Here is a 21,993-nt window from a genome sequence, read left to right as displayed (position 1 = left end):
CACCGCCTTGGCAAGCATCTTATCCTGGTTTCGCAGGCTTTCCCTCAGGTTTTCGCGGGAAATCGAGGGATATCTGCCGCGTCACCCCGATTTTACCGAGGAAGACCGGGTCATGACTGACCACGATCAGCGCCCCGTCATAGGGGCCAAGCGTGCTCTCCAGCTCCTCCATCGCCCGCAGATCGAGGTGGTTGGTCGGCTCGTCCAGCAGCAGCAGATCCGGCGCCTGTGCCCCGCCGAACGCGGCCGCGAGGCCCAGGCGCAGCCGTTCACCGCCCGACAGCACCGCAAGATCGCGCGTGCCGGCGCCGGCACGGAACCCGAACCGGGCCAGTGTCGCGCGGACCTCATGGGCCGACAGATCCGGTCTGCAACGGGCCAGAACCTCATGCAAAGCACCACCCTGCCCCAGCCGCGCCAGATCCTGATCAAGCCAGGCAATCCGGCGGGCATGGCGGGTTACACTGCCCCGGGATACGGCGATCTCTCCGGCAATCAGCCGCAGGAGTGTCGACTTGCCAACCCCATTGGGCCCGGTCAGCGCCAGACGCTCCGGTCCCGTCAGGGTCAGGGACCACGGGCCCAGATCGTGACCGCCAGCCGAAACGACCGCCTCTGACAGCTCCAGCATCCTGCGCCCGGGCGGCACATCGGCCGACCCAAGCGCCATATGCAACGGCAGCAACCGCTCCACAGCATCGGCGGCCTCCCGCAGCGCCGCGTCTGCCTTCTCTATCGCGGCCTCGGTTTTCAGCCCGGACCGACCCGCGGTCTGTTGTGCACGCTCCATCTGCCGGTCGTGCCACATCTTGGGCATGGACCCTGTGGCGCGCGCCTTCTGGCCGCGCCCATCCCGCCGGGCCTGCCGTTCCCGCGCGGTCTGCTGCGCGGCTCGGGCCGCGCCGAGCACTGCCTCCGCCTTTGTCTGGGCGGCGACGGCCCGCGCGCGACGGGCCTCCCGCTCAGCTGCATAGTCGGACCACCCGCCGCCGTAGACCACCGCAGGCTGGGCATCCAGATCGACAATCCGGTCGACCTGATCCAGCAGCGCCCGGTCATGGCTGGCAATCAGCACCGGGCCGGCCCAGCCATCGATCAGCGCCCGCACCAGCGCCCGCCCCTCGGCATCCATATTATTCGTCGGCTCGTCCAGCAGCAGGATATCCGCGCCGGAGAGCCACGCCCCGGCCAAAGCCACGCGCATCTGCTGCCCGCCGCTGAGGGTGGCGATCGGCCGCTCAGCCGCGACGCCCTCCAGCCCCGCACGGAACAGCGCCTGATCCAGCCGCTCCGGCAGGGTCCAGTTGGCCTCCGCTGCATCTGCAACACTGCCCCGTCCGTCTGCCAAGCGCTCCAGTAGGGCGAGCGGCCCGGTCAGGCCAAGGCTCCCGGCGACGGTCTGCGACGGATCCGTCTGGGTCTGGCGCATCAGATGCACCGGACCGGACCGCGCAATCGCACCGGATGAGACCGGCCTTTCGCCAGCAATCATATTGAAAAGCGTAGACTTCCCACAGCCGTTCCGCCCGATGACGCCATGGCGTCCGGGGCCGAAAGACAGGGTGAGTTCGGAAAGAAGCGCCTGAGTGTCAGGCGTGGTGACGACGACTCCGTCGAGGGTAAGAAATGAGGGCATGAGACATCCGTGCAACCGTGGAAACGAGGGGTTTTCCAAAGGTCTGGATGTTCATTGATGCCTCCGTCACAGCTCAGTCACCGGGCGCCCGTCCGGCGCCATGCGTCAGATATGGGATAGATCGCGCTCAGGTCAACCGGGCCGGTCCAACGACCAAGGGACGGCGGTCAGAGGAATGTCCGCTCCACCGCCCAGTAAAGCCCGATACAGGCGATAACGGTCGAACAGGGAATGGCGATCGCCGGACGGTACCAACCCTTTTCCCGGAACCACGCGCCGACCAGCAAAAACGCCGCGGCGATCACCGTGAGCTGCCCCAGCTCGACCCCGACGTTAAAGCCCAGCAGCGCCGGGATCAGCTGAGATTGCGGCAGGCCGAACTCCTGAAGGACGCTGGCAAAGCCCAACCCGTGCAAGAGCCCAAAGAGGAATACGACCACAGGCCGCCACCGGTGAAGTTTGCTTGAAAAGATGTTTTCGACGGCGACATAGGCAATCGACAGGGCGATCAGCGGCTCCACGATAGAGCCTGGAACATTCACCCAGCCAAGCGCCCCAAGCGCCAGCGTCACGGTATGGGCAACCGTAAACGCCGAAACCTGCCAGAGCAGCGGCCGTATGGCGGGCGACAGAAAGAACAGGCCCAGTACGAACAGGATGTGATCCAGCCCCTTGGGCAGGATGTGATCGAAGCCGACCGGCACATAGTTGATGAACGCTCTGAGCGCCGTCATGCCCTGCTTCCCGTTCAGCGCGATCGGCGGGCTGGTTTCGCCCCCGTTCAGATAGTCGGCATAGCCGTCCTCACTGGATTCGAAGCGCAGCGCGATCGTGCCGTGCCCCGCAGGCCAGGTCAGCCGCAGCGTTTCGGCATTGTCCGGCAGTGTCCCCGTCAGAATGATCCGCGACGGCCGCGCAACCTCAACATCGCCGATCTCGCTCACATCGACATCACCGAGTTGCAACGGAACAGGGGTGCCCCTGCTCTCTATCTCCAGCCCGGCACCGATACGGGCCCAGTTTTCCCGGATGCGCGACGCCAGCGCAGACGGCGCCAAGGCCCGCAGAGTGTCGTAGCTTTGCGATTCAGGGCTGGCGTTGGTGTCTTCCAGCCCGTCGAGGTCGATCCCCGCAACAAAGGCCTCGGCATTGATCCGGAGCTCAAGCGTCACCTCCTGCCCCGCAACCGACAACCGGCCGACCGAGGGCAGAACCTCATGCGCCTGCAAACCCGTGGACATGGCAGATGACCACAATACTGTGATCGCCAGCAGGGTCAGGGCGTGCAAACTTGACTTTGCCTGCCGGATCCGCAGCTTGAGCCCGATGACCCGCCCCAGAAACCTTTGCCGCATCCTGCCACTCCTGCTTGTCTTTCTGTGCACTCCGGCACATGCGCATGAATTGTGGCTTGAACCAGCGGATTATCAAGCGGATTCCCGCGCGCCGGTGGAACTCTCCGTCCGCAACGGTCAGGATTTCAAGGGCACCGAACTGTCATGGTTCGACGCCCGCATCGCGCGCGCGGCGACGGCCACTGAAGGTCAGATCACACCCTATCAGGGGCGCCCGGGCGATCTGCCCGCGATCACGGTCGCACCGTCCGATGGGCTGACTACGGTCATCTATGCCTCGACGATGAGCAAACTGACCTATGATAGCTGGGACCTGACGCTAAGCTTTGCCCGCCACAAGGACATTCCCTGGTTTCAGGACCGGCACGCCGCGCGCGGCCTGCCGGAGGACGATGTGACCGAAGGTTACTGGCGCTATTCCAAGGCGCTGATTGCCAGATCTCCGGGTGGCGCCGATCAGGACATGGGCATGGAGACGGAATTCATCGCCCTGACGAGTCCCGCCGACGGCGGCACTGACATGCAGGTCAGACTGATCTACCAGGGCGCCCCGCGTGCCGATGCGCAGGTCGAGGTCTGGGACAAATCCACAACCGACACAGACCCCGAAGTGTCAAAAACCCTTCTCCGCACGGATGCCAAAGGCGAAGTCACCTTCCCCGTGGCGCCGGGCCGGGCCTATATGCTGGATGCCGTTGTCCTGCGGGAACCGGCCTCGCCCGAGGCGGTCGCGGCGGGCGTGATGTGGGAAAGCCTCTGGGCTAATCTGACCTTTGTGACCCCAGAGCGATAGCCGCTTGCCCCGCCCGCACGTCACGGGCATGTAGGCAGCATGACATCAGGGCCTGACATCCTTTGCATTGGCGCGGTCCTCTGGGACATCATCGGCCGTTCCGCCAGCCATCTGCGTCAGGGATCGGACGTGCCCGGACGGATCAGCCGGCTCCCCGGCGGGGTGGCCATGAACATCGCCATGGCCGCCGGGCGGTTCGGGCTGTCGCCGGCGCTGCTGACGGCTGTCGGGCGGGATGCCGAAGGCGACGAGCTGATCCGGGCCTGCGAAAGCCTCGGCATGGATCTGCGCCATGTCTATCGGTCCGACGATCTGCCCACCGACAGATACATGGCCGTCGAGGGCGCCAATGGCCTGATCGCCGCCATTGCGGACGCGCATTCCCTCGAAGCGGCGGGCGACAAGATCCTGCGCCCGCTCATTTCCGGCCCGCTCGGATCGGACGCAGACCCCTACGAAGGCTGTGTCGCGCTGGACGGGAACCTGACCCAAAGCCTGCTAGAGTTCATTTCCGCCTCTCCTGCCTTCGCCCGGGCGGATCTGAGGGTTGCGCCCGCCTCACCTGGCAAGGCCGACCGGCTGCGCCCGTTTCTGACACGGTCCCGCGCCATGCTGTACGTCAATCTGGAGGAGGCCGGCCTGCTCTGCCAGACCACCTTCCCGGATGCGGCCACTGCGGCCCGCGCGATGATCGCCCATGGTGCCGCGCGGGTGTCCGTCACCGATGGCAGCCGGTCCGCCGCCGAAGCCGTCGCCGGCGGCGATATCGTGACAGGCTGTCCGCCCGAGGTTCTGATCACCCGCGTCACCGGCGCAGGCGACACCTATATGGCGGCCCATATCGCCGCCGAACGCGATGGCGCCACCCGGCAGGAGGCGCTCGACAGGGCGCTGGCCGCCGCCGCGCAATATGTTTCAGGAGAAATCCCACTATGACGCCCCCGCCCAAATTGCCCCTCACGCTGGCCCCGGAGGTCGCAGACGCGCTGCAGGCCGGCCAGCCCGTGGTGGCGCTGGAAAGCACCATCATCACCCATGGCATGCCCTATCCCCAGAACCTCGAAACCGCGCTGGCCGTAGAAGCCGACGTGCGACAGGCCGGTGCGGTTCCGGCCACGATTGCGGTGATCAAAGGCCATCTGCACATCGGCCTGACCGAGGAGGCGCTCGCAGATCTCGCCCATGCCAAGGATGTGGCAAAATTGTCCCGCGCGGATATGGCCGTCTGCCTTGCCCAGGGTGGCACCGGCGCCACAACTGTGGCCGCGACGATGATCGCGGCCCGCACGGCAGGTATCCATGTCTTTGCGACGGGCGGCATCGGCGGGGTGCATCGCGGCGCGGCCCAGACGATGGATATCTCCGCCGATCTGCAGGAACTTGCCCAGACACCGGTCACCGTCGTCTGCGCCGGTCCCAAAGCGATCCTCGATATCCCGCTGACGCTCGAAGTTCTGGAAACCATGGGCGTGCCGGTCATCACCTATGGCCAGGACAATCTGCCCGCCTTCTGGAGCCGGGACAGCGGCCTGCCCTCGCCTCTCCGGCTGGACACTCCGGCAGAGATCGCGCGCGCCGCCACGCTCCGCGCTGCGCTGGACCTTCCCGGCGGGCAGCTGATCGCCAACCCCGTCCCGGTCGAGCACGAGATCCCGCGCGATGAGATCGACCCGATCATCCTGGCGGCCCTGGCCGATGCCGACCGCCGTGGCATCAGCGCCAAACAGGTCACGCCATTTCTGCTGGACCGCATCTTCGCCCTGACCTCCGGCCGGTCGCTCGATACCAATGTCGCGCTGGTCCGGAACAATGCCAAGCTGGCCGCTGCAATTGCACAGGAATTCGCCAGCGCGCAAAAATTTCCATCGAAATGAGGCCCATGTGCCATTGTCGCCCGGCCGTGCGCTGCTTAGTTTCACAGCCGAGCCGATGGAAAGAACCTAAATGAATGACCCGTTGAAAGACACCACCCCGCGGCCCGGCGTCTTTGCCCGCCTGCGGTCGAGCTTCCTGACGGGCATCGTGGTCATCCTGCCGGTTGGCCTGACGATCTGGCTGCTCTGGACCCTTGCCGGATGGGTGGATGGCGTCGTTCTGCCGCTGGTGCCGAATACGTTCAATCCGGAAAAATACATCGGCATAAACCTGCGCGGCGTCGGGATCATCTTTTTCCTGATCTTCACGATCATCGTCGGCTGGATCGCCAAGGGCCTGATCGGCCGGTCGCTGATCCGCTATGCCGAAACGCTGGTCGACCGCATGCCCTTTGTTAGGTCCATCTATTCCGGGGCCAAACAGATCGCCGAAACCGTCTTTGCCCAGTCCGAGCGGAGCTTTGAAAAAGCCTGTCTCGTACAATACCCGCGTAAGGGCATCTGGGCTGTCGGCTTCATCTCGACCGAGGCGAAGGGAGAGATTGCAACACGCGCCGAAACCGGATCCCGCCTGCTGTCGATCTTTGTGCCCACCACGCCCAACCCGACCTCTGGCTTCCTGCTTTTCTTCCCGGAGGAAGACGTGATCGAACTGGAGATGTCGCTGGAAGAGGCGGCCAAGCTCGTGATCTCTGCCGGGCTGGTCTATCCCAACCCCAAAGATCCGACAAAGCCGGCGATCGACCTACGTTAATTCAGCATTTCTGCCAGATCGACCGTCGACGCCTGCCCGAGAGACGCCTTGTGGTCCTTCAGGAACCGGTCCGCAGCCGCCCGTCCGGCGGATTTCAGCGTCGCCATGATGGTTGGGTTCGGCACCATTTTGGTCGCCACCGACAGCTCCCGCATCAGCGCATCATCCGCGATCATGTGAACCAGCACATTCTTCATCTTGCCCTGCTTGACCGTCCCCTCCTCCAGCAGGCGTTTCACAAAAGCAATCGCGCGAAGTTCCCGGAGCAATGAAGAGTTAAACGTGATCTCATTGACCCGGTTGGCAATCTGCTGCGGCGTCACCGGCACCTCATCACGCTCCAGCGGATTGATGTTCACGATCACGATGTCATCGGGCAGCGACGGGTCGAACAGCGGGAAAAGCGGCGGATTGCCGGAATATCCTCCGTCCCAGTAGGCCTCCTCCCGGTCGCTGAACGGGTCGTGGATTTTGACCGCCTGAAAAAGCTCCGGCAGGCAGGCAGAGGCCAGGATCGCCTCCGTCGTAATCTCTTCCCGGGTAAAGACCCGCACCTTCCCGGTCCTGACATTGGTTGCGCAGATGAACAGGCGAGGTCCGTTGGCGGCGCAGACATCGGAATAGTCGAATGCCTCGACCACAGGCTCCAGCGGATTGCTGTAAAACGGCCCGTAGGAATAGGGCGAAGCGACCTGCGACACTGCATTGGCGGCCAGAAAGGGCGGCGAATATTCCATCATGACGGCCAGATCGGCGGTCGGCGGCGTGAACATCTTTTCCGCCACCGCAAACGGGGTCATCATCCAGGCCGGCAGCCGCAGGTCATTGGTGCCCGACATCCGCGCCCAAAGCGCATCAAGCGTTCGCTTCGCCCCCTCGCGGCCGTCATGGACCCAGCCCGCCTTGTAGGCCGCCCCGTTCAGCGCCCCGGCCGAGGTTCCCGAAATACCGGCGATTTCAATCTCTTCGTCTTCAAGGAGGCGGTCCAGCACACCCCATGTATAGGCGCCATGCGCCCCGCCTCCCTGCAACGCGACATTGATGCGAATGGTCATGTTTCAGGCCGCGGTCCAGCCGCCATCCATCGCAATCGGCTGGCCGGTCAGCTGATCCGCCGCCGGCGAGCACAGAAAGATCGCCATGTCACCGATCTGTTCGACGGTCACAAACTGTTTCGAGGGCTGTTTGGCCAGGATCACCTTTTCGACGACCTCATCCTCGGACATTTTGTATTCCTTGGCCGTATCGGGGATCTGCGCCTCCACCAGCGGCGTCAGCACGTATCCCGGGCAGATCGCATTGCAGGTGATCGGGTCTTTGGCGGTTTCCAGCGCCACGGTTTTCGTCATGCCGACAACCCCGTGCTTGGCCGTGACATAGGCGGATTTGTAGGGCGAGGCACGCAGACCATGGGCTGAGGCCACATTGATGATCCGTCCCCACCCGGACTTGCGCATCCCCGGCAGCGCCGCCGCCGTGGTGTGGAAGGCCGAGCTCATGTTGATCGCGATGATCGCATCCCATTTATCGACGGGAAATTCGTCGATCGGCGCCACGTGCTGAATACCGGCATTATTGACCAGGATATCGACCTGACCGGCCTTTTCGATCAGCGCGCGGCACTGGTCGCCCTTGGACATGTCGGCCTGAATATAGCGCACCCCGACCCCGAACTCTTCGGCAAGCTGCTTTGCCAGGGCATGATCCTCGTCGCGGTCGGTGAAGGAGTTCAGGACGATATTCGCCCCGGCCCCCGCCAGAGACCGTGCCACACCCAGACCGATCCCTGAATTGGACCCCGTGACAACGGCGGTTTTCCCGTTCAGCGACATAGCGACACCTCATTGATGATTGAATATCCGCAGCATAAGTGCTGCATCTGCGAAATAAACCGCCAATTTGCCCGGCCGGTTCCGGTGCTGAGGCGAAACGCCGCGACCGGTCCGGCAAAGCAGGCGCCAACCGACAGGCAGGAGCCTCTGCGTTAACCACCTAAAAGCAGATGTAATATTCCGCTCCCTGCGCCGATCGGATGTGTCGCGGCGAATCGCAGACCGGGTTGCCGGGATGAGGGGGCTTAAACCGCCTTTAACCAAAAAAAACGCCGGCACGAAGCCGGCGTTAAGTTATTGAGGCAGGTTTCATACAGGCAAGAAACCTATCGAGCAGTGACCCCTTTATAGGCCTTCTCGCCGGACGTTCCAAGTTAAAAGTTTGATAAAGCGGGAAACCGTCGGTAGCGTCCCCGTCAACAATCACAAGACGAGCAGGGACTGTTGCCAAAATGAGGCCACACTTTTTCGATATTCGACTCGCAGCGCTTGTTTTTTCCGTCGCGACCTCTGCGGCGCAGCATGCCGGGGCAGAGCCTGCCCATGGCATAGCTATGTATGGCGACCCGGCACTCCCACCCGATTTTGTGTCACTGCCCTACGTCAATCCAGAGGCTCCGAAGGGCGGACGCCTGATCGATGGCAACGAAGGCGCCTTTGACAGCCTCAACCCCTACACCATCACCGGCAATCCGCCCTGGCAGTTGCGCTTCCTGATTTCGGAAAGCCTGATGTACCGGTCGCAGGACGAACCCTTCACCGTCTACGGGCTTCTGGCCGAATCGGTCGAGGTGCCGGAGGACCGTAGCTGGGTGGAATTCACCCTGCATGAGGGCACCCGATTCTCCGATGGCTCCCCCCTGACGGTGGAGGATGTGATCTGGAGTTACGAAACTCTCGGAACGCAGGGAAATGCGCGCTATCGGGGATTGTGGTCGTCGATTGGCAGCGTCACTCAGACCGGCCCGCGCTCTGTCAGATTCACCTTCAATCGTGCCGACCGCGAACTGGCGCTGATTACCGGACTTCAGCCCATACTGAAAAAAGCGCAATTCGCGGATCAGCCCTTCACGAAGCTATCCCTGCAGGAGGCGCCGCTGGGCAGTGCCCCCTATTCCGTCACCGCCTTTGAACCCGCCCGCTCTGTCACCCTGACCCGCAACCCGGACTATTGGGGCCGCGATCTGCCCATCCGTCAGGGCACCGCGAATTTCGACGAGATAAGGATCGAATTCTACGGCGACAGCGCCGTCCTCTACGAGGCCTTCAAAGGCGGAGAACTCAGCTATATCAGGGAGTTCAACGCCGAAAAATGGAATCGCGACTATGATTTCCCGGCGGTCCGCAGCGGCGAGATTGTCAAAAGCGAGATCCCGACCGGCCGCCCGTCCGGGATTACCGGGCTGGTGATGAACACGCGGAAGCCGCCCTTTGACGACATCCGAGTCCGCGATGCCATGATCCACGCATTCAACTTTGAATATATCAACGAAACGCTGACCGGGGGTCGCCAGCCGCGCATCACCTCCTATTTCTCAGGTTCGGATCTGGGCATGCGAGACGGGCCTGCAACCGGGCGCGTCGCACAGCTGCTGGACCCTTTTGCCGCCGACATCCCCCAAGGCGCGCTGGAGGGATACGCCCTGCCCGTCTCTGACGGCTCCCCGCGCAACCGGGCCAATATCCGCAAGGCGATGCAGCTGCTGCAAGAGGCCGGCTACACGGTTGAAAACGGTGTCATGACAGCGCCGGACGGCCAGCCCCTGAGGTTTACCCTGCTGCTGCGCAATGGCGCGACTGAATTCCAGACCATCGCGGATCTCTACGGCAAGGCGATGGAGCGGCTCGGCATCCAGATGGATGTGGAACAGGTCGATGGCGCGCAATACCAGCTGAGGATCGAGAATTTCGACTTCGACATGACCGATATCCGGCGTCAGTTCTCGCTCTCTCCCGGCAATGATCAGCGCACCTACTGGGGCACCGGCACCGCCGACCGCCCGGGCTCGCGCAACCTGATGGGCGTCACCAGCCCGGCCATTGACGCGATGATCGACGCCATGATCGACGCCCGCTCGACCGAGGATTTCACCGCCGCCACCCGTGCGCTGGACCGGCTGCTGACCGCCGGGCGCTATGTCATCCCGATTCACAGCTTCGATACGGGCAGGATCGCGCATGTGAAAGAACTGACATATCGTGAGGATGCGGTGCCGCTCTACGGCGATTCGGTCTACTTCCTTCCGGAGGTCTGGTGGATGAAAGACGAATGACCAAAAGCAGTCACGCTACTGTTACATTCACCACCTAACTGCGCTCATCATGAACATACTTGTCCTCTGCACAGGCAATTCGGCACGGTCCATCCTGCTGGAAGCCATCCTGAACGATCGCGGCATGGGCCGCGTGACGGCCTATTCCGCCGGCTCTCAGCCCGCCGGCCGCGTCCATCCGCAGTCGTTGAAACTGCTGGAGGAGCTGGGCCACGATACATCCCAGGCCCGCTCAAAATCCTGGGATGAATTCGCCGGGGATGATGCGCCAGAAATGGACATGGTCATCACCGTCTGCGCCTCTGCTGCCGGTGAAACCTGCCCGATCTGGCCCGGTGCTCCGGTCCGCGCCCACTGGGGTGTCGAAGACCCGGCCGCCCTGCCCGAGGACCAGTGGGAGGAAGGCTTCCGCGAAGCCTATGACATCCTTGGCAATCGCGCCGACCGCCTGCTCAAACATGCGATCGAGACAATGGACAGTGGCGAGCTGAAGGCCACGCTGGACCGTATCGCCAAGAAGTGATCCGCCGATGACAAGAGCTTACGTTGCAGAGTTCCTCGGCACGGCGATGCTGCTGATCGGGGTGGTCGTCTCCGGCATCATGGGAGAGACGCTGGCAGGCGGAAATTCTGCCATCGCCCTTCTCGCCAATGCTATCGCCACCGGCGCCATGCTCTATGTCATCATCACGGTGCTCGGGCCGATCTCCGGCGCGCATTTCAACCCCGCAGTGACCCTCGCCTTTTTCCTGAGGGGAGAGATCACCTCCGGCGCCGCGATCCGGTAAGTCCTGCTCCAGATCGCCGGCGGCCTCCTTGGCGTCTGGCTGACCCATCTGATGTTCGACATGGCCATCTTCCAGACCTCTGCCACGATGCACCGTAGCGGCATGGCGCAGTGGTCGTCGGAATTCCTCGCCATGGCGGGGCTGCTCTTTGTGATTTTTGGCGGCCTGCACAGCCGGGATGAGGCCGTGCCAACCCTCGTTGCGCTCTACATCACCGGGGCCTACTGGTTCACGGCCTCCACCAGTTTTGCCAATCCGGCCGTGACCATCGCCCGCAGCTTTTCCGACACCTTCGCCGGCATCTACCCCGGCCATGCCCCGATGTTCATCCTCGTGCAGCTGGTGGCGACGGTCATCGTCGGTCTGGCCCTGCCCAGGCTGTTCCCGAAAGCCTGACCCCGCACCCTGCCCCGGAACCAGCCCCCCTTTTGTGCCGTTGATCCCACAACGGAAGCAGTAAAGGAGGCCATCCCATGAAATGGCAGATCATAAGCGAAAACTGGCACGCCTACACGCCCGCGGTCCTGGACCGCTGGCCGGAGGCAGAGGAAGAAGATGTCCTGGCGCTCGACGGCAGTCAGACCGGCCTTGCCATGTATCTCTCTCAGGTTACCGGCGCGCCGGCGACAGATGTTCTGGCCCAGATCGAGGACTGGCGCATGGGGCATATCCCCTCCGACGTGCGCATGGACCCGTCGCGGGACAACCGCAACATGGACGGCAGCGCCGCGCTTCTTGGCGCCGGAGAGGAGCCGATGGATCGCGACGACATATTCGGCGACGACAGCCGGTCCTCTGTCTCTGCGCCCTGAGACCGGCCGGGCGCCGGGCCGAAGCAATTCGCCCGGTGCCCTGTCCCGGCGTCCACCCTTGCACGCAGCGATGAACATGCCTAACGCTTGCGCCATGATGTCCGTCTTCGATCATGGTGCGCCCCTGCCCTGTCCGGCGCCGTTCAACATGGCCGCGCATGTGCTGGCACAGGCGGGACGGCTTCCCGACAAAATCGCCCTGTCGATCGTCGGACTGTCCGGCGCCGAACGCTGGCGCTATGACCGGCTCGAATCCGCAGTACGCGGCACCGGCACAGGTCTGTTGGAGCATTTCCAGCCGGGCGACATCCTGATGATGCGGCTGGGCAATTCCGTCGATTTCCCTATTGTCTATCTGGGCGCCATTGCAGCCGGTCTGATACCTGTCCCGACATCGTCGCAACTGACGGCCCCCGAGGTCGGCAAGATGATCGCGCAGCTCGGTCCGGCGGGCATTCTGGGCGGCGGAGAGGTGGCCGTGCCCGACTCGGACCTGCCTGTGCTGGGGCTCGACACGCTGCGCGCCATGCGCGACCTGCCACCCGTCGACTATGACATGGGCGATCCGGACCGTCTGGCCTATATCGTGTTTACCTCCGGAACCTCCGGCGCCCCGCGCGGCGTCATGCATGCGCATCGCGCGATCTGGGCGCGGCGGATGATGCATGACGGCTGGTATAGCCTGACCGAACAGGACCGCCTCATGCATGCCGGCGCCTTCAACTGGACCTATACGCTGGGCACCGGGCTGATGGATCCCTGGTCGGTCGGCGCCACGGCGGTCATTCCCGCCGAAGGCACCCCGAGCGAGGCGCTGCCGCTCCTCATGCAGCGCCATCAGGCGACGATCTTTGCAGCCGCGCCGGGCGTTTACCGCAAGATCCTGCAACACCATTCCCAGCTTTCCCTCCCGCATCTGCGTCACGGATTGACGGCTGGCGAAAAACTCTCCGATGCCATCCGGACCGCATGGTCCGACGCCGGCGGCGGGCAGCTTTACGAAGCCTTTGGCATGTCCGAATGCTCCACGTTCATCTCCGCCTCGCCGGACCATCCGATAGAGCCGGGCAAGCTCGGCCGGCCCCAGATCGGCCGCCGTGTCGCAATTCTGGGCCCCGACGGTCAGCCGGTTCCGCTGGGCACCGAAGGCGTCATTGCCATCAACCGTCAGGACCCCGGCCTCATGCTGGGCTATTTCGGCGCCCGGTCCGAGACGGAAGAGCGCATGCAGGGCAGCTGGTTCCTGACCGGGGATCATGGCGCAATGGATGCCGAGGGTCAGATCGAATATCTCGCCCGCGCGGATGACATGATGAATGCCGGCGGCTACCGCGTCTCTCCGATCGAGGTTGAGGCCGCCCTGCAGGATATTCCCGGCATTCACGAAATCGGCGTCATCGATTGCGAGGTCAAGGCAGATGCCCGGCTGATCATCGCATTCTACACATCCGACACCCCGCTGGACGAATCCCAGCTCCTGCAGCTCTCCGGCGAACGTCTTGCCCGGTACAAACAGCCGCGCGCCTTCCTGCGCCTGCCGTTGCTGCCCCGCAATCCCAATGGCAAACTCCTCCGCAAAGCGCTGCGTGATGAATACAGGGCCCGGCATCCATGACCCATGCCAAGACAATCGACCGGATCATCGCCCTGCACGGCGAAACCGGCGCGGCACCTACCCGGCGCGACTGGGAATCCATCATGGCGCTGCCGGACGGAACACCAGTTCTGATTCTTAACCTGTTGAAATTCATACCGGACACTGGCGTGTTGGCCTACGGAAAATTCGTCGGAAAAGTTGGGCCGGCCTTTCGCGCCGCAGGTGGCCGGCAGATATTCTACGGGCCGGCACAATCCTGCTTTGGCGTCCATGGCGCTACAGACTGGGATGCCGCGATCCTGTCCGAATACCCCTCCGCCTCGGCACTTGCCCAGATGTGGCTGCACCCGGGGTTCGTAGAAGCGAATAAATCCAGAATGGACGGGCTGGAAAACAGCCTCGTCATGGTCATCAGGCGTGACCAGGCAAGATTTCCATAAGGAACAGTAAGTTGGTCGTAAAACTTGATATTCTGTCAGATCCGATCTGCCCCTGGTGCTACATCGGCAAGGTTCAATTGGAAAAAGCGCTGGCCGAACGTCCCGACCATCCCTTTGTGATGGAATGGCACCCCTTTCAGCTGAACCCCGACATGCCGCGGGACGGTATGGACCGGCGGGAGTATCTGGCCGCCAAGTTCGGCGGTGCAGACGGCGCTCATGCCGCTTATGCCGGGGTGCGACAGCATTTCAGCGACCTTGGGATTGACGCCGATCTGGACGGAATCCGGCGCACGCCCAATACGCTTGATGCCCATCGGCTGATCCACTGGGCTGGTATCGAAAGCAAGCAAACCCAGATCGTCGACGCGCTGTTCGAGGCGAATTTCCTGCATGCGCGCGATATTGGTGATCGTGAGGTTCTGGCCGATCTGGCGGACAGTCAGAATCTGGATGCCGCGGCGATTGCACGGCTTCTGGACAGCGACGTCGACGAACAGACGATCCGGGATCGCGATACCCATTCACGCAATATGGGCGTCACGGCGGTGCCAACCTTCATCGTCGCCGCGCGTCACGCAGTGCCGGGCGCCCAGCCGGCCGATCTCTGGCTCAAGGTCATCGACGAAATCGCCTCCGGGCCAATGGAAGGCTCCGCAGGGTGAGGACCTGGGTCGCCACCCAGCAGGACATGCCCGCGGTGGCCCGCATCGTGACGCAGGCCTATACACCCTGGATCGATATCATCGGTCAGAAGCCCGGGCCGTTACTGGACGATTATTCGACGCCGGGAGATGACAGAACCATACTTCTGATTGGCGCGCCAGATCCTGATGGACTGATCATTCTGAAGCTGCAGAGCGACGCCCTGATGATTGATAATATTGCGATTTCACCGGAATCACAGGGGCGCGGCCATCTCCGCAGACTTCTCAGTCTGGCGGAGCGCCACGCGCGAGATGCGGCGCTGCCCCTGCTGCGTCTCTATACCCATGTGAAAATGCAGCGGAACAGAGATATCTACGCCCATTTCGGCTTCATCGAGACGCATATTGTGGAAGAAGCCGGGCGCGCCCGCGTCTATATGGAAAAACAACTCAGCTAAGCCGATCACCCGCCCTTGCCATTTTGCAGCGCAGCGATGCGTGGCGCTGCCCGCAGCGACGTGATAGCGCTGCGCTGATTGCAGGACAAAGACACTGATGCGGCCCAAACTTTCCCAGACTGAATTCGTCGCCATGATGGCGATGATGGTGGCAACCGTTGCCTTCTCTATCGACAGCATGCTGCCCGCGATGCCGGATATCGCCGCAGACCTCAGCCCCGAGGATCCGAACCGCGCGCAGCTGGTCCTGTCGAGCTTCATCATCGGCATGGGTCTTGGCACGCTGATCACCGGACCGCTGTCGGACACCTTTGGACGCAAGTCCATCGTCGGTCTGGGTGCTGCTCTCTATATTCTGGGCGCCACGCTGGCCTGGGCCGCCCCCTCGATGGAGCTGATGGTGGCCGCGCGCCTGATGCAGGGCATCGGCGCCGCCGGTCCGCGCATCGTGTCGCTCGCCATGGTGCGGGACCTCTACGCGGGCAGGGAAATGGCGCGGCTCGTGTCCTTCATCATGCTGATCTTTACGCTGGTGCCAGCACTGGCGCCGCTGCTGGGCATGATCGTCATCTCCATCGGCGGCTGGCGAGGGATATTTGTCTCTTTCATCCTCTTCTCCGTCATCTCCGTCACCTGGCTCATGACCCGGATGGAGGAGCCGCTCCCTGTCGAAAAACGCCGACCCTTCCGCGCCGCCGCCCTCTGGTCCGCCACAAAAGAGTTGATGTCCCTGCCGATGGTCCGCAATTCGATCTTCGTGCAGACGATGATCTTTTCGGTGCTGTTCACCTCGATCTCGCTCATCCAGCCGACCTTCGACGTGATTTTCGATCGTGAGGCGCAGTTCGTATATTACTTCTTTGGCATCGGTATCTTCTGCGGCACCTCCTCGATCGTGAATGCCACCTTTGTCATGCGCTACGGCATGCGGGCGATCATCACCCTCTGCATCACTGTCGTCCTGATCATCACCGCCATCATGCTGGCGCTCACGCTTTTCGAGCGGGAGGCCGGCATCTATTTCTGGCTCTACGTCCTCTGGCAGACCTGCATCTTCTACCAGATGGGGCTGACCATCGGGAATCTGAATGCCCTCGCGATGGAGCCGGTGGGCCATATCGCGGGCCTTGCCGCCTCCATCACCGGCGCGATCTCGACCGTGGGCGCCGGCATCATCGCGACGATCATCGCCCAGGTGTTCAATGAAACAACGCTGCCACAGATTATTGGATCACTCGTTCTGCTTGCCGCCAGCTATCCGGCGCTGATGCGGATGCGCAAACTCGACAGGCCGAAGGACGCCGTGGCGCCCGCGGATTAAGCTCTCGGCCACCTTCTTGCGGTATACCGTTGCATACATTCTTCCCCGCCGGGGCGGAATCCGCTATCACGCCAGTATGTTCACCGCAGCCAGAGGGAGCGGCCCATGTCCAAGATCAAGGTAGATAACCCCATCGTCGAAATGGACGGCGACGAGATGACCCGGATCATCTGGCAGTTCATCAAGGACAAGCTGATCCAGCCCTATCTCGACCTGGACCTGCTCTACTACGATCTGGGGATCGAGGAGCGAGACCGGACCGAGGATCAGATCACTATCGACGCCGCGCTCAAGACCAAAGAGGTCGGCGTCGCCGTCAAATGCGCCACGATCACGCCGGATGAGGCGCGGGTGGAGGAATTCGGCCTCAAGAAGATGTGGAAATCGCCCAACGGCACGATCCGCAATATCCTCGGCGGCGTCGTCTTTCGCCAGCCGATTATCTGCCGCAACGTGCCGCGTCTGGTCCCCGGCTGGACCAAGCCCATCGTGATCGGCCGCCACGCCTTTGGCGACCAATACAAGGCCACGGATTTCACCTTCCCCGGCGCCGGCAAGCTGACGATGAAATACGAAGGCGCCGATGGCACGGTGATCGAGAAGGAGGTCTTCGATGCCCCCTCCGCCGGGGTCTATCAGGCGATGTACAACCTCGATGACTCCATCCTCGATTTCGCCCGCGCGTCGTTCAACTACGGGCTGATGCTGGGCTGGCCGGTCTACCTCTCGACCAAGAACACGATCCTCAAGGCCTATGACGGCCGGTTCAAGGACCTCTTCCAGAAAGTCTTTGAGGAGGAGTTCGAGGAAGAGTTCAAAAAGAAGAAGATCTGGTACGAACACCGGCTGATCGACGACATGGTCGCCTCCGCCATGAAATGGAGCGGCGGCTTCGTCTGGGCCTGCAAGAACTACGATGGTGACGTCCAGTCCGACACCGTGGCGCAGGGTTTCGGCTCTCTCGGCCTGATGACCTCCCAACTGATGACCCCCGATGGCAAGATTGTGGAGGCAGAGGCGGCGCATGGCACCGTCACCCGCCACTATCGCCAGCACCAGAAGGGGGAATCCACCTCCACCAACTCCATCGCTTCCATCTACGCCTGGACCGGCGGGCTGAAGCACCGCGCCAAGCTGGATGAGAACACGGCGCTGATGGCCTTTGCCACCACACTGGAGAAGGTAATCGTGGAAACGGTCGAGTCGGGCTTCATGACCAAGGATCTGGCGCTTCTGGTCGGCCCCGATCAGGGTTGGCTGACCACCATGGGTTTCCTTGAGAAGATCGACGAGAACTTGAACAAAGCGCTCGGCGGCTGACTGGAACGTCCGGTCTGTAGATCGAACGTTCCCGAAAGAAACGGCAGCCGGATCAACCGGCTGCCGTATTGCTTTAAAGTTGCCTTAATCAGGCCGCGCGTCGTTCGTGACGCCCTTCCTCAATCTCTTCGATGATCTTCGCCACAAAGGCATCCAGATCACCGGGGTTCCGGGACGTCACGATCCCCTGATCGGCAATCACCTCCCGGTCGACCCATTTGCCGCCCGCGTTCTCCACATCCGTCCGGATCGACGGATAAGAGGTCACCTCGCGCCCCTTCACAATCCCGGCTTCCACCAGCATCCAGGGCCCGTGACAGATCGCGGCCACCACTTTACCGGAATCATGAAAGGCTCTGACCAGGGCCACCGCCTCGGCATGGGTCCGCAGGATATCCGGATTGATCTGACCGCCGGGCAGCACAATCGCGTCGTAATCACCGGCGGTTACATCGGCGAGCCCATGCTGAACCTCGGCCTCCCGGCCCCAATCCTTCTGATCCCAGCCCCGGATCGCCTTGCCATCGGGTGACACGACATGCACCTCGGCCCCGGCCTCCCGCAGCTTGTCACGCGGCACTTCCAGCTCGCTCTGCTCGAACCCGTGGGTGGCGAGGATCAGGATGCGGCTCTGTTTGATATCAGTCATAATGACCTCCTTCTGTTCATTCGGGGGACCACCCCCGTCTCGCCAGACCAACGGATCCGCGCCTGCCTTGTTCCTGAGCATTCTCCATGCGCCATCTTCCGCCGCCGCCACGGCAATCTCGACAGCGCCGTTCACCGCGGCATAACGTCCGCCTATGCCAGCGCCGATCCCGATACCCACCGAATACCGCCACAAACATTCCTGGTTGGAGGATGTGCAGGGCTTTGCCATCTCGCTCATCGCGGCCTCAGTGGGAATCGTCTTTCTCTCCTCCCTCGGCTTTATCACCGGCCAGACCGCTGGCGTCGCGCTGATCATCTCCTACGTCACAGGCTACAGCTTCGGCCTGGTCTTCTTCCTCGTGAACCTGCCCTTCTATGCCTTCGCCTGGAAACGGCTCGGCGCGGAATTCACGCTGAAATCCATCGCTTGCGTGATCCTGCTCTCCCTCCTGGTCGACTATCTGCCGCTTGGCATGCATTTCGACTATCTCAACCCGGTGCTGGGTACGGTGATCTTCGGTGTTCTGACCGGCTTCGGCCTGCTCGGCACCTTCCGCCACAAGGGCTCTCTCGGCGGGCTCGGGGTTGTGGCGCTGCTGATTCAGGACCGCACCGGCTTCCGCGCGGGCTATGTCCAGCTGATCGTCGACGGCATGATCTTCCTAGTCGCGCTCCTGCTCTTCGACCTCTCCACCGTGGCCTATTCGCTCTTCGGCGCCGCTGTTCTGAACGCCGTCATCGCCTTCAACCACGACAAGGACCGCTATATCGCGGACTGACCCGCTCCCGGCTTTTTCTTGCAGAAAATATCCCGGGGGGAGTCGCGTCAGCGACGGGGGGCAGCGCCCCCGACCCCGCCCGCCGCAGGCGAAATCTCAGGGCCGGCTCACCTGCCCGCCCCCCACCGACATCCGTACGCCCGTTGTCGAGGGACAGGAGGTCGCCATCCCCCGCGACACACGCACCGCCAGATAGGCAAAGGCCTGCGCCTCCAGCATATCGCCATCGAGGCCCACCTCCTCCACCGGCAACACCGGACAGTCCAGCGCCACCGACAGCATCTCCATCAACACCGGGTTGCGCCGCCCGCCGCCCGTCACCAGCAACTGGGAGGGCGGTTCCGGACAATGCTCCATCCCGCGCAGGACAGAGGCCGCTGCCATCCCGGTCAGTGTTGCGGCCGCATCGGCATCCCCCAGCTCCCGCACCAATGACATCATCTCGGGAAACGCATTCCGGTCCAGTGACTTAGGCGGTATTCTTGAGAAATACGGATCATCCAGAAACAGCTCCAGCGCCCCGGTTTCCACCTTGCCCGTCATCGCCAGCTTGCCGTCCTCGTCATAGTCCAGCCCCCGCCGCTCCAGCAGCAGATCGTTGATCGGCGCATTGGCGGGCCCGGTATCAAAGGCCAGCACGGCGCCCTCATCTTCTGGCAGAGCCACCCGCGGATCGACCCAGGTCATATTGCCGACACCGCCGAGGTTCAGGAAAACCAGCGGCGCCTGCGCCCCGATCCAGCGCGCGCAGGCATGGTGGAAGAACGGCACCAAAGGCGCGCCCTCGCCGCCCAGTTCCACATCTGCGCTGCGGAAATCCCAGACCACCGGCAGGCCCAGATCGGCGGCCAGAATATCGCCGTCCCCCACCTGATGCGTCCCCCGCCCGCGCGGCTCATGCGCCAGCGTCTGACCGTGAAATCCGATCAGCTCCACATCCCGGAACCGCGACAGCAGTTCCTGATGCGCCTCCATGACAACCCGTTTCGCCGCAGCCACGTCCGGATCATTGGGCCATTGCCCGAGCGCCCGGTGCAGAATGGCCCGCTCCTCGGGCGTGTAGCTGCGGTAATCACATTCGGCAAAGCCAAGGATATCAATGCCATCCGTGACGACCACCGCCGCGTCCACCCCATCGAGAGAGGTGCCCGACATGGCGCCCAGGGCCCGCACCGGCCCTTTCTTCGCCCCCGTCTGTCTCATGCTCTTTTCCTTTGCCTGCCTGACACCTATAGAGTGCCGTGCACATCAACCCGGGACAAGAGACATGACCTACCATCCCAAGTCCGATTTCATGGCCACAATGATGCAGCGCGGCTTTGTCGCCGACTGCACCGATTATCAGGCCCTGGACGATGCTCTGACCAAGGGGATGGTGACGGCGTATGTGGGCTATGATGCCACGGCCAAATCGCTGCATGTCGGGCATCTGATGAACATCATGATGCTGCGCTGGCTGCAGAAGACCGGGCATCAGCCGATCACGCTGATGGGCGGCGGCACGACCAAGGTGGGCGATCCCTCCTTCCGCTCCGAAGAGCGCCCGCTGCTGACGCCGGAGGCGATCGACGGCAATATAACCGAGATCCAAAGGGTCTTTGCCCGCTTCCTCAGCTACGATCAGGCCGGCAATCCGGCGCTGATGCTAAACAATTCCGAATGGCTGGACCACCTCAATTACCTGGAATTCCTGCGCGATATCGGGCGGCATTTCTCGATCAACCGGATGCTGTCCTTTGAATCGGTCAAGTCGCGGCTCGACCGGGAACAGTCGCTGAGCTTTCTAGAATTCAACTACATGATCCTGCAGGCCTATGACTTCCTGGAGCTGAACCGGCGCTACGGCTGTCTGGCGCAATTCGGCGGGTCGGACCAGTGGGGCAATATCGTCAACGGGATCGACCTGACACGCCGGGTGATCGACCGGGAGATCTACGGGCTGACCACCCCGCTTCTGGCGACCTCCGACGGGCGCAAGATGGGCAAATCCGCCAGCGGCGCGGTCTGGCTGAACGGTGACATGCTGTCGCCTTATGAATACTGGCAGTTCTGGCGCAATTCGACCGATGCCGATGTCGGCCGGTTCCTGAAGATCTTCAGTGAACTGCCGGTGGAGGAGTGTGACCGTCTGGGCGCGCTGGGCGGGTCGGAGATCAACGATGCCAAGGTGATCCTCGCCAATGAGGCCACCACCCTGCTGCATGGGGCGGAGGCTGCCGTGGCCGCAGAGGCTACTGCGCGCGAGGTCTTTGAGAAAGGTGGCATCGGGGATGATCTGCCGACGGTCGAGCTCTCGGCCGAGGAGGTTGGCGGCGGGATTTCCGTCGTGCAGCTGCTCGTACGGACGGGCCTGGCCAAGACCGGCAAGGAGGCCAAGCGGCTGATCGCCGACAATGGCGCCCGGATCGACGATGCTCCGCTGACCGATGCGGGGCTGATGATCGACGCCGCGGCGCTCTCCTCTCCGATCAAGCTGTCGGCGGGCAAGAAGCGGCATGCTCTGGTAAAACTGGCGGCTTAACAATTTGGTGCCGCGCCTCTGGCGCGGCCCGGCGGGGGGGGGGGGGGGGGGGGGGGGGGGGGGGGGGGGGGGGGGGGGGGGGGGGGGGGGGGGGGGGGGGGGGGGGGGGGGGGGGGGGGGGGGGGGGGGGGCGGGGGCGGGG

Annotated in this window: 21 protein-coding genes and 1 pseudogene; 16 read left to right on the top strand and 6 right to left on the bottom strand. The window is 62.9% G+C overall.

What is annotated here, in order from left to right:
- Positions 1–19: 19 nt before the first annotated feature.
- Positions 20–1,636, bottom strand: a complete 1,617-nt coding sequence (locus tag ACRARG_RS00110; RefSeq protein WP_432687940.1) for an ABC-F family ATP-binding cassette domain-containing protein — start codon at positions 1,634–1,636, stop codon at positions 20–22.
- Between the two features lie 167 nt (positions 1,637–1,803).
- Complete coding sequence (locus ACRARG_RS00105; protein WP_432687939.1) at positions 1,804–2,991, bottom strand: HupE/UreJ family protein; 1,188 nt, start codon at positions 2,989–2,991, stop codon at positions 1,804–1,806.
- On the opposite strand from ACRARG_RS00105, the gene ACRARG_RS00100 reads away from it, so the two are divergent.
- The 4 genes from ACRARG_RS00100 to ACRARG_RS00085 all read left to right on the top strand — a co-directional run bounded on the left by ACRARG_RS00100 (position 2,876) and on the right by ACRARG_RS00085 (position 6,412).
- On the top strand, positions 2,876–3,784 hold the full coding sequence (locus ACRARG_RS00100) for a DUF4198 domain-containing protein (protein WP_432687938.1): 909 nt from the start codon (positions 2,876–2,878) through the stop codon (positions 3,782–3,784). The genes ACRARG_RS00105 and ACRARG_RS00100 overlap by 116 nt on opposite strands.
- 39 nt (positions 3,785–3,823) lie before the next feature.
- Positions 3,824–4,720: a PfkB family carbohydrate kinase gene (locus tag ACRARG_RS00095; RefSeq protein ID WP_432687937.1), complete on the top strand. Its 897-nt coding sequence runs from the start codon at positions 3,824–3,826 to the stop codon at positions 4,718–4,720.
- Positions 4,717–5,658, top strand: a complete 942-nt coding sequence (locus ACRARG_RS00090) for a pseudouridine-5'-phosphate glycosidase (RefSeq protein ID WP_432687936.1) — start codon at positions 4,717–4,719, stop codon at positions 5,656–5,658. The genes ACRARG_RS00095 and ACRARG_RS00090 overlap by 4 nt, the downstream gene beginning before the upstream one ends.
- 70 nt (positions 5,659–5,728) lie before the next feature.
- Positions 5,729–6,412, top strand: a complete 684-nt coding sequence (locus ACRARG_RS00085; protein WP_432687935.1) for a DUF502 domain-containing protein — start codon at positions 5,729–5,731, stop codon at positions 6,410–6,412.
- Here the strand turns inward: ACRARG_RS00085 and ACRARG_RS00080 are convergent.
- Both ACRARG_RS00080 and ACRARG_RS00075 read right to left on the bottom strand, forming a co-directional pair.
- Positions 6,409–7,467, bottom strand: a complete 1,059-nt coding sequence (locus ACRARG_RS00080; protein ID WP_432687934.1) for a patatin-like phospholipase family protein — start codon at positions 7,465–7,467, stop codon at positions 6,409–6,411. The two genes, ACRARG_RS00085 and ACRARG_RS00080, sit on opposite strands and share 4 nt — an antisense overlap.
- A 3-nt stretch (positions 7,468–7,470) precedes the next feature.
- The gene (locus ACRARG_RS00075) at positions 7,471–8,244 is read right to left on the bottom strand and encodes a 3-hydroxybutyrate dehydrogenase (protein ID WP_432687932.1); all 774 of its coding nucleotides are present in this window, start codon (positions 8,242–8,244) and stop codon (positions 7,471–7,473) included.
- A gap of 452 nt (positions 8,245–8,696) precedes the next feature.
- Between ACRARG_RS00075 and ACRARG_RS00070 the strand changes: the two genes are divergently transcribed.
- From ACRARG_RS00070 to ACRARG_RS00025, 10 genes and pseudogenes are all read left to right on the top strand, one after another.
- A complete protein-coding gene (locus ACRARG_RS00070) occupies positions 8,697–10,517 on the top strand; it encodes an extracellular solute-binding protein (RefSeq protein WP_432687931.1) in 1,821 nt (606 codons plus the stop codon).
- Positions 10,518–10,566: 49 nt separating this feature from the next.
- Complete coding sequence (locus ACRARG_RS00065) at positions 10,567–11,040, top strand: arsenate reductase ArsC (protein WP_432687930.1); 474 nt, start codon at positions 10,567–10,569, stop codon at positions 11,038–11,040.
- Between the two features lie 7 nt (positions 11,041–11,047).
- Positions 11,048–11,701 (top strand): annotated as a pseudogene (locus ACRARG_RS00060) (aquaporin).
- Between the two features lie 77 nt (positions 11,702–11,778).
- The gene (locus ACRARG_RS00055; RefSeq protein ID WP_432687929.1) at positions 11,779–12,117 is read left to right on the top strand and encodes a hypothetical protein; all 339 of its coding nucleotides are present in this window, start codon (positions 11,779–11,781) and stop codon (positions 12,115–12,117) included.
- A gap of 94 nt (positions 12,118–12,211) precedes the next feature.
- Positions 12,212–13,732 (top strand): class I adenylate-forming enzyme family protein, encoded by a 1,521-nt coding sequence (locus ACRARG_RS00050; RefSeq protein ID WP_432687928.1) that lies wholly within the window; start codon positions 12,212–12,214, stop codon positions 13,730–13,732.
- Complete coding sequence (locus ACRARG_RS00045; protein WP_432687927.1) at positions 13,729–14,154, top strand: hypothetical protein; 426 nt, start codon at positions 13,729–13,731, stop codon at positions 14,152–14,154. The genes ACRARG_RS00050 and ACRARG_RS00045 overlap by 4 nt, the downstream gene beginning before the upstream one ends.
- Before the next feature lie 11 nt (positions 14,155–14,165).
- Positions 14,166–14,819, top strand: a complete 654-nt coding sequence (locus tag ACRARG_RS00040; protein ID WP_432687926.1) for a DsbA family oxidoreductase — start codon at positions 14,166–14,168, stop codon at positions 14,817–14,819.
- Positions 14,820–14,854: 35 nt separating this feature from the next.
- Positions 14,855–15,259 (top strand): GNAT family N-acetyltransferase, encoded by a 405-nt coding sequence (locus tag ACRARG_RS00035; protein ID WP_432687925.1) that lies wholly within the window; start codon positions 14,855–14,857, stop codon positions 15,257–15,259.
- 97 nt (positions 15,260–15,356) lie between these two features.
- Positions 15,357–16,580, top strand: coding sequence for a multidrug effflux MFS transporter (locus tag ACRARG_RS00030; protein ID WP_432687924.1), 1,224 nt, complete (start codon positions 15,357–15,359; stop codon positions 16,578–16,580).
- A 105-nt stretch (positions 16,581–16,685) separates the two neighbouring features.
- Positions 16,686–17,900 carry an NADP-dependent isocitrate dehydrogenase gene (locus tag ACRARG_RS00025; RefSeq protein WP_432687923.1) on the top strand — a complete coding sequence of 405 codons (1,215 nt, stop codon included), beginning with the start codon at positions 16,686–16,688 and terminating at the stop codon, positions 17,898–17,900.
- 88 nt (positions 17,901–17,988) lie between these two features.
- On the opposite strand, the gene ACRARG_RS00020 is transcribed toward ACRARG_RS00025, so the two are convergent.
- On the bottom strand, positions 17,989–18,549 hold the full coding sequence (locus ACRARG_RS00020; protein WP_432687922.1) for a type 1 glutamine amidotransferase domain-containing protein: 561 nt from the start codon (positions 18,547–18,549) through the stop codon (positions 17,989–17,991).
- Between the two features lie 154 nt (positions 18,550–18,703).
- Here ACRARG_RS00020 and ACRARG_RS00015 point away from each other — a divergent pair, with 154 nt between their 5' ends.
- Positions 18,704–19,330, top strand: a complete 627-nt coding sequence (locus ACRARG_RS00015) for a YitT family protein (protein WP_432687921.1) — start codon at positions 18,704–18,706, stop codon at positions 19,328–19,330.
- Positions 19,331–19,426: 96 nt separating this feature from the next.
- On the opposite strand, the gene ACRARG_RS00010 is transcribed toward ACRARG_RS00015, so the two are convergent.
- Positions 19,427–20,533: an anhydro-N-acetylmuramic acid kinase gene (locus ACRARG_RS00010; RefSeq protein ID WP_432687920.1), complete on the bottom strand. Its 1,107-nt coding sequence runs from the start codon at positions 20,531–20,533 to the stop codon at positions 19,427–19,429.
- A 64-nt stretch (positions 20,534–20,597) separates the two neighbouring features.
- Here ACRARG_RS00010 and tyrS point away from each other — a divergent pair, with 64 nt between their 5' ends.
- Positions 20,598–21,851, top strand: coding sequence for a tyrosine--tRNA ligase (gene tyrS, locus ACRARG_RS00005; protein ID WP_432687919.1), 1,254 nt, complete (start codon positions 20,598–20,600; stop codon positions 21,849–21,851).
- Positions 21,852–21,993: the final 142 nt, after the last annotated feature.

The organism is Pseudooceanicola profundi (assembly GCF_050897955.1).
In the GTDB taxonomy this organism is placed as follows: domain Bacteria; phylum Pseudomonadota; class Alphaproteobacteria; order Rhodobacterales; family Rhodobacteraceae; genus Pseudooceanicola.
This window is presented reverse-complemented; position numbering and strand designations above follow the sequence as displayed.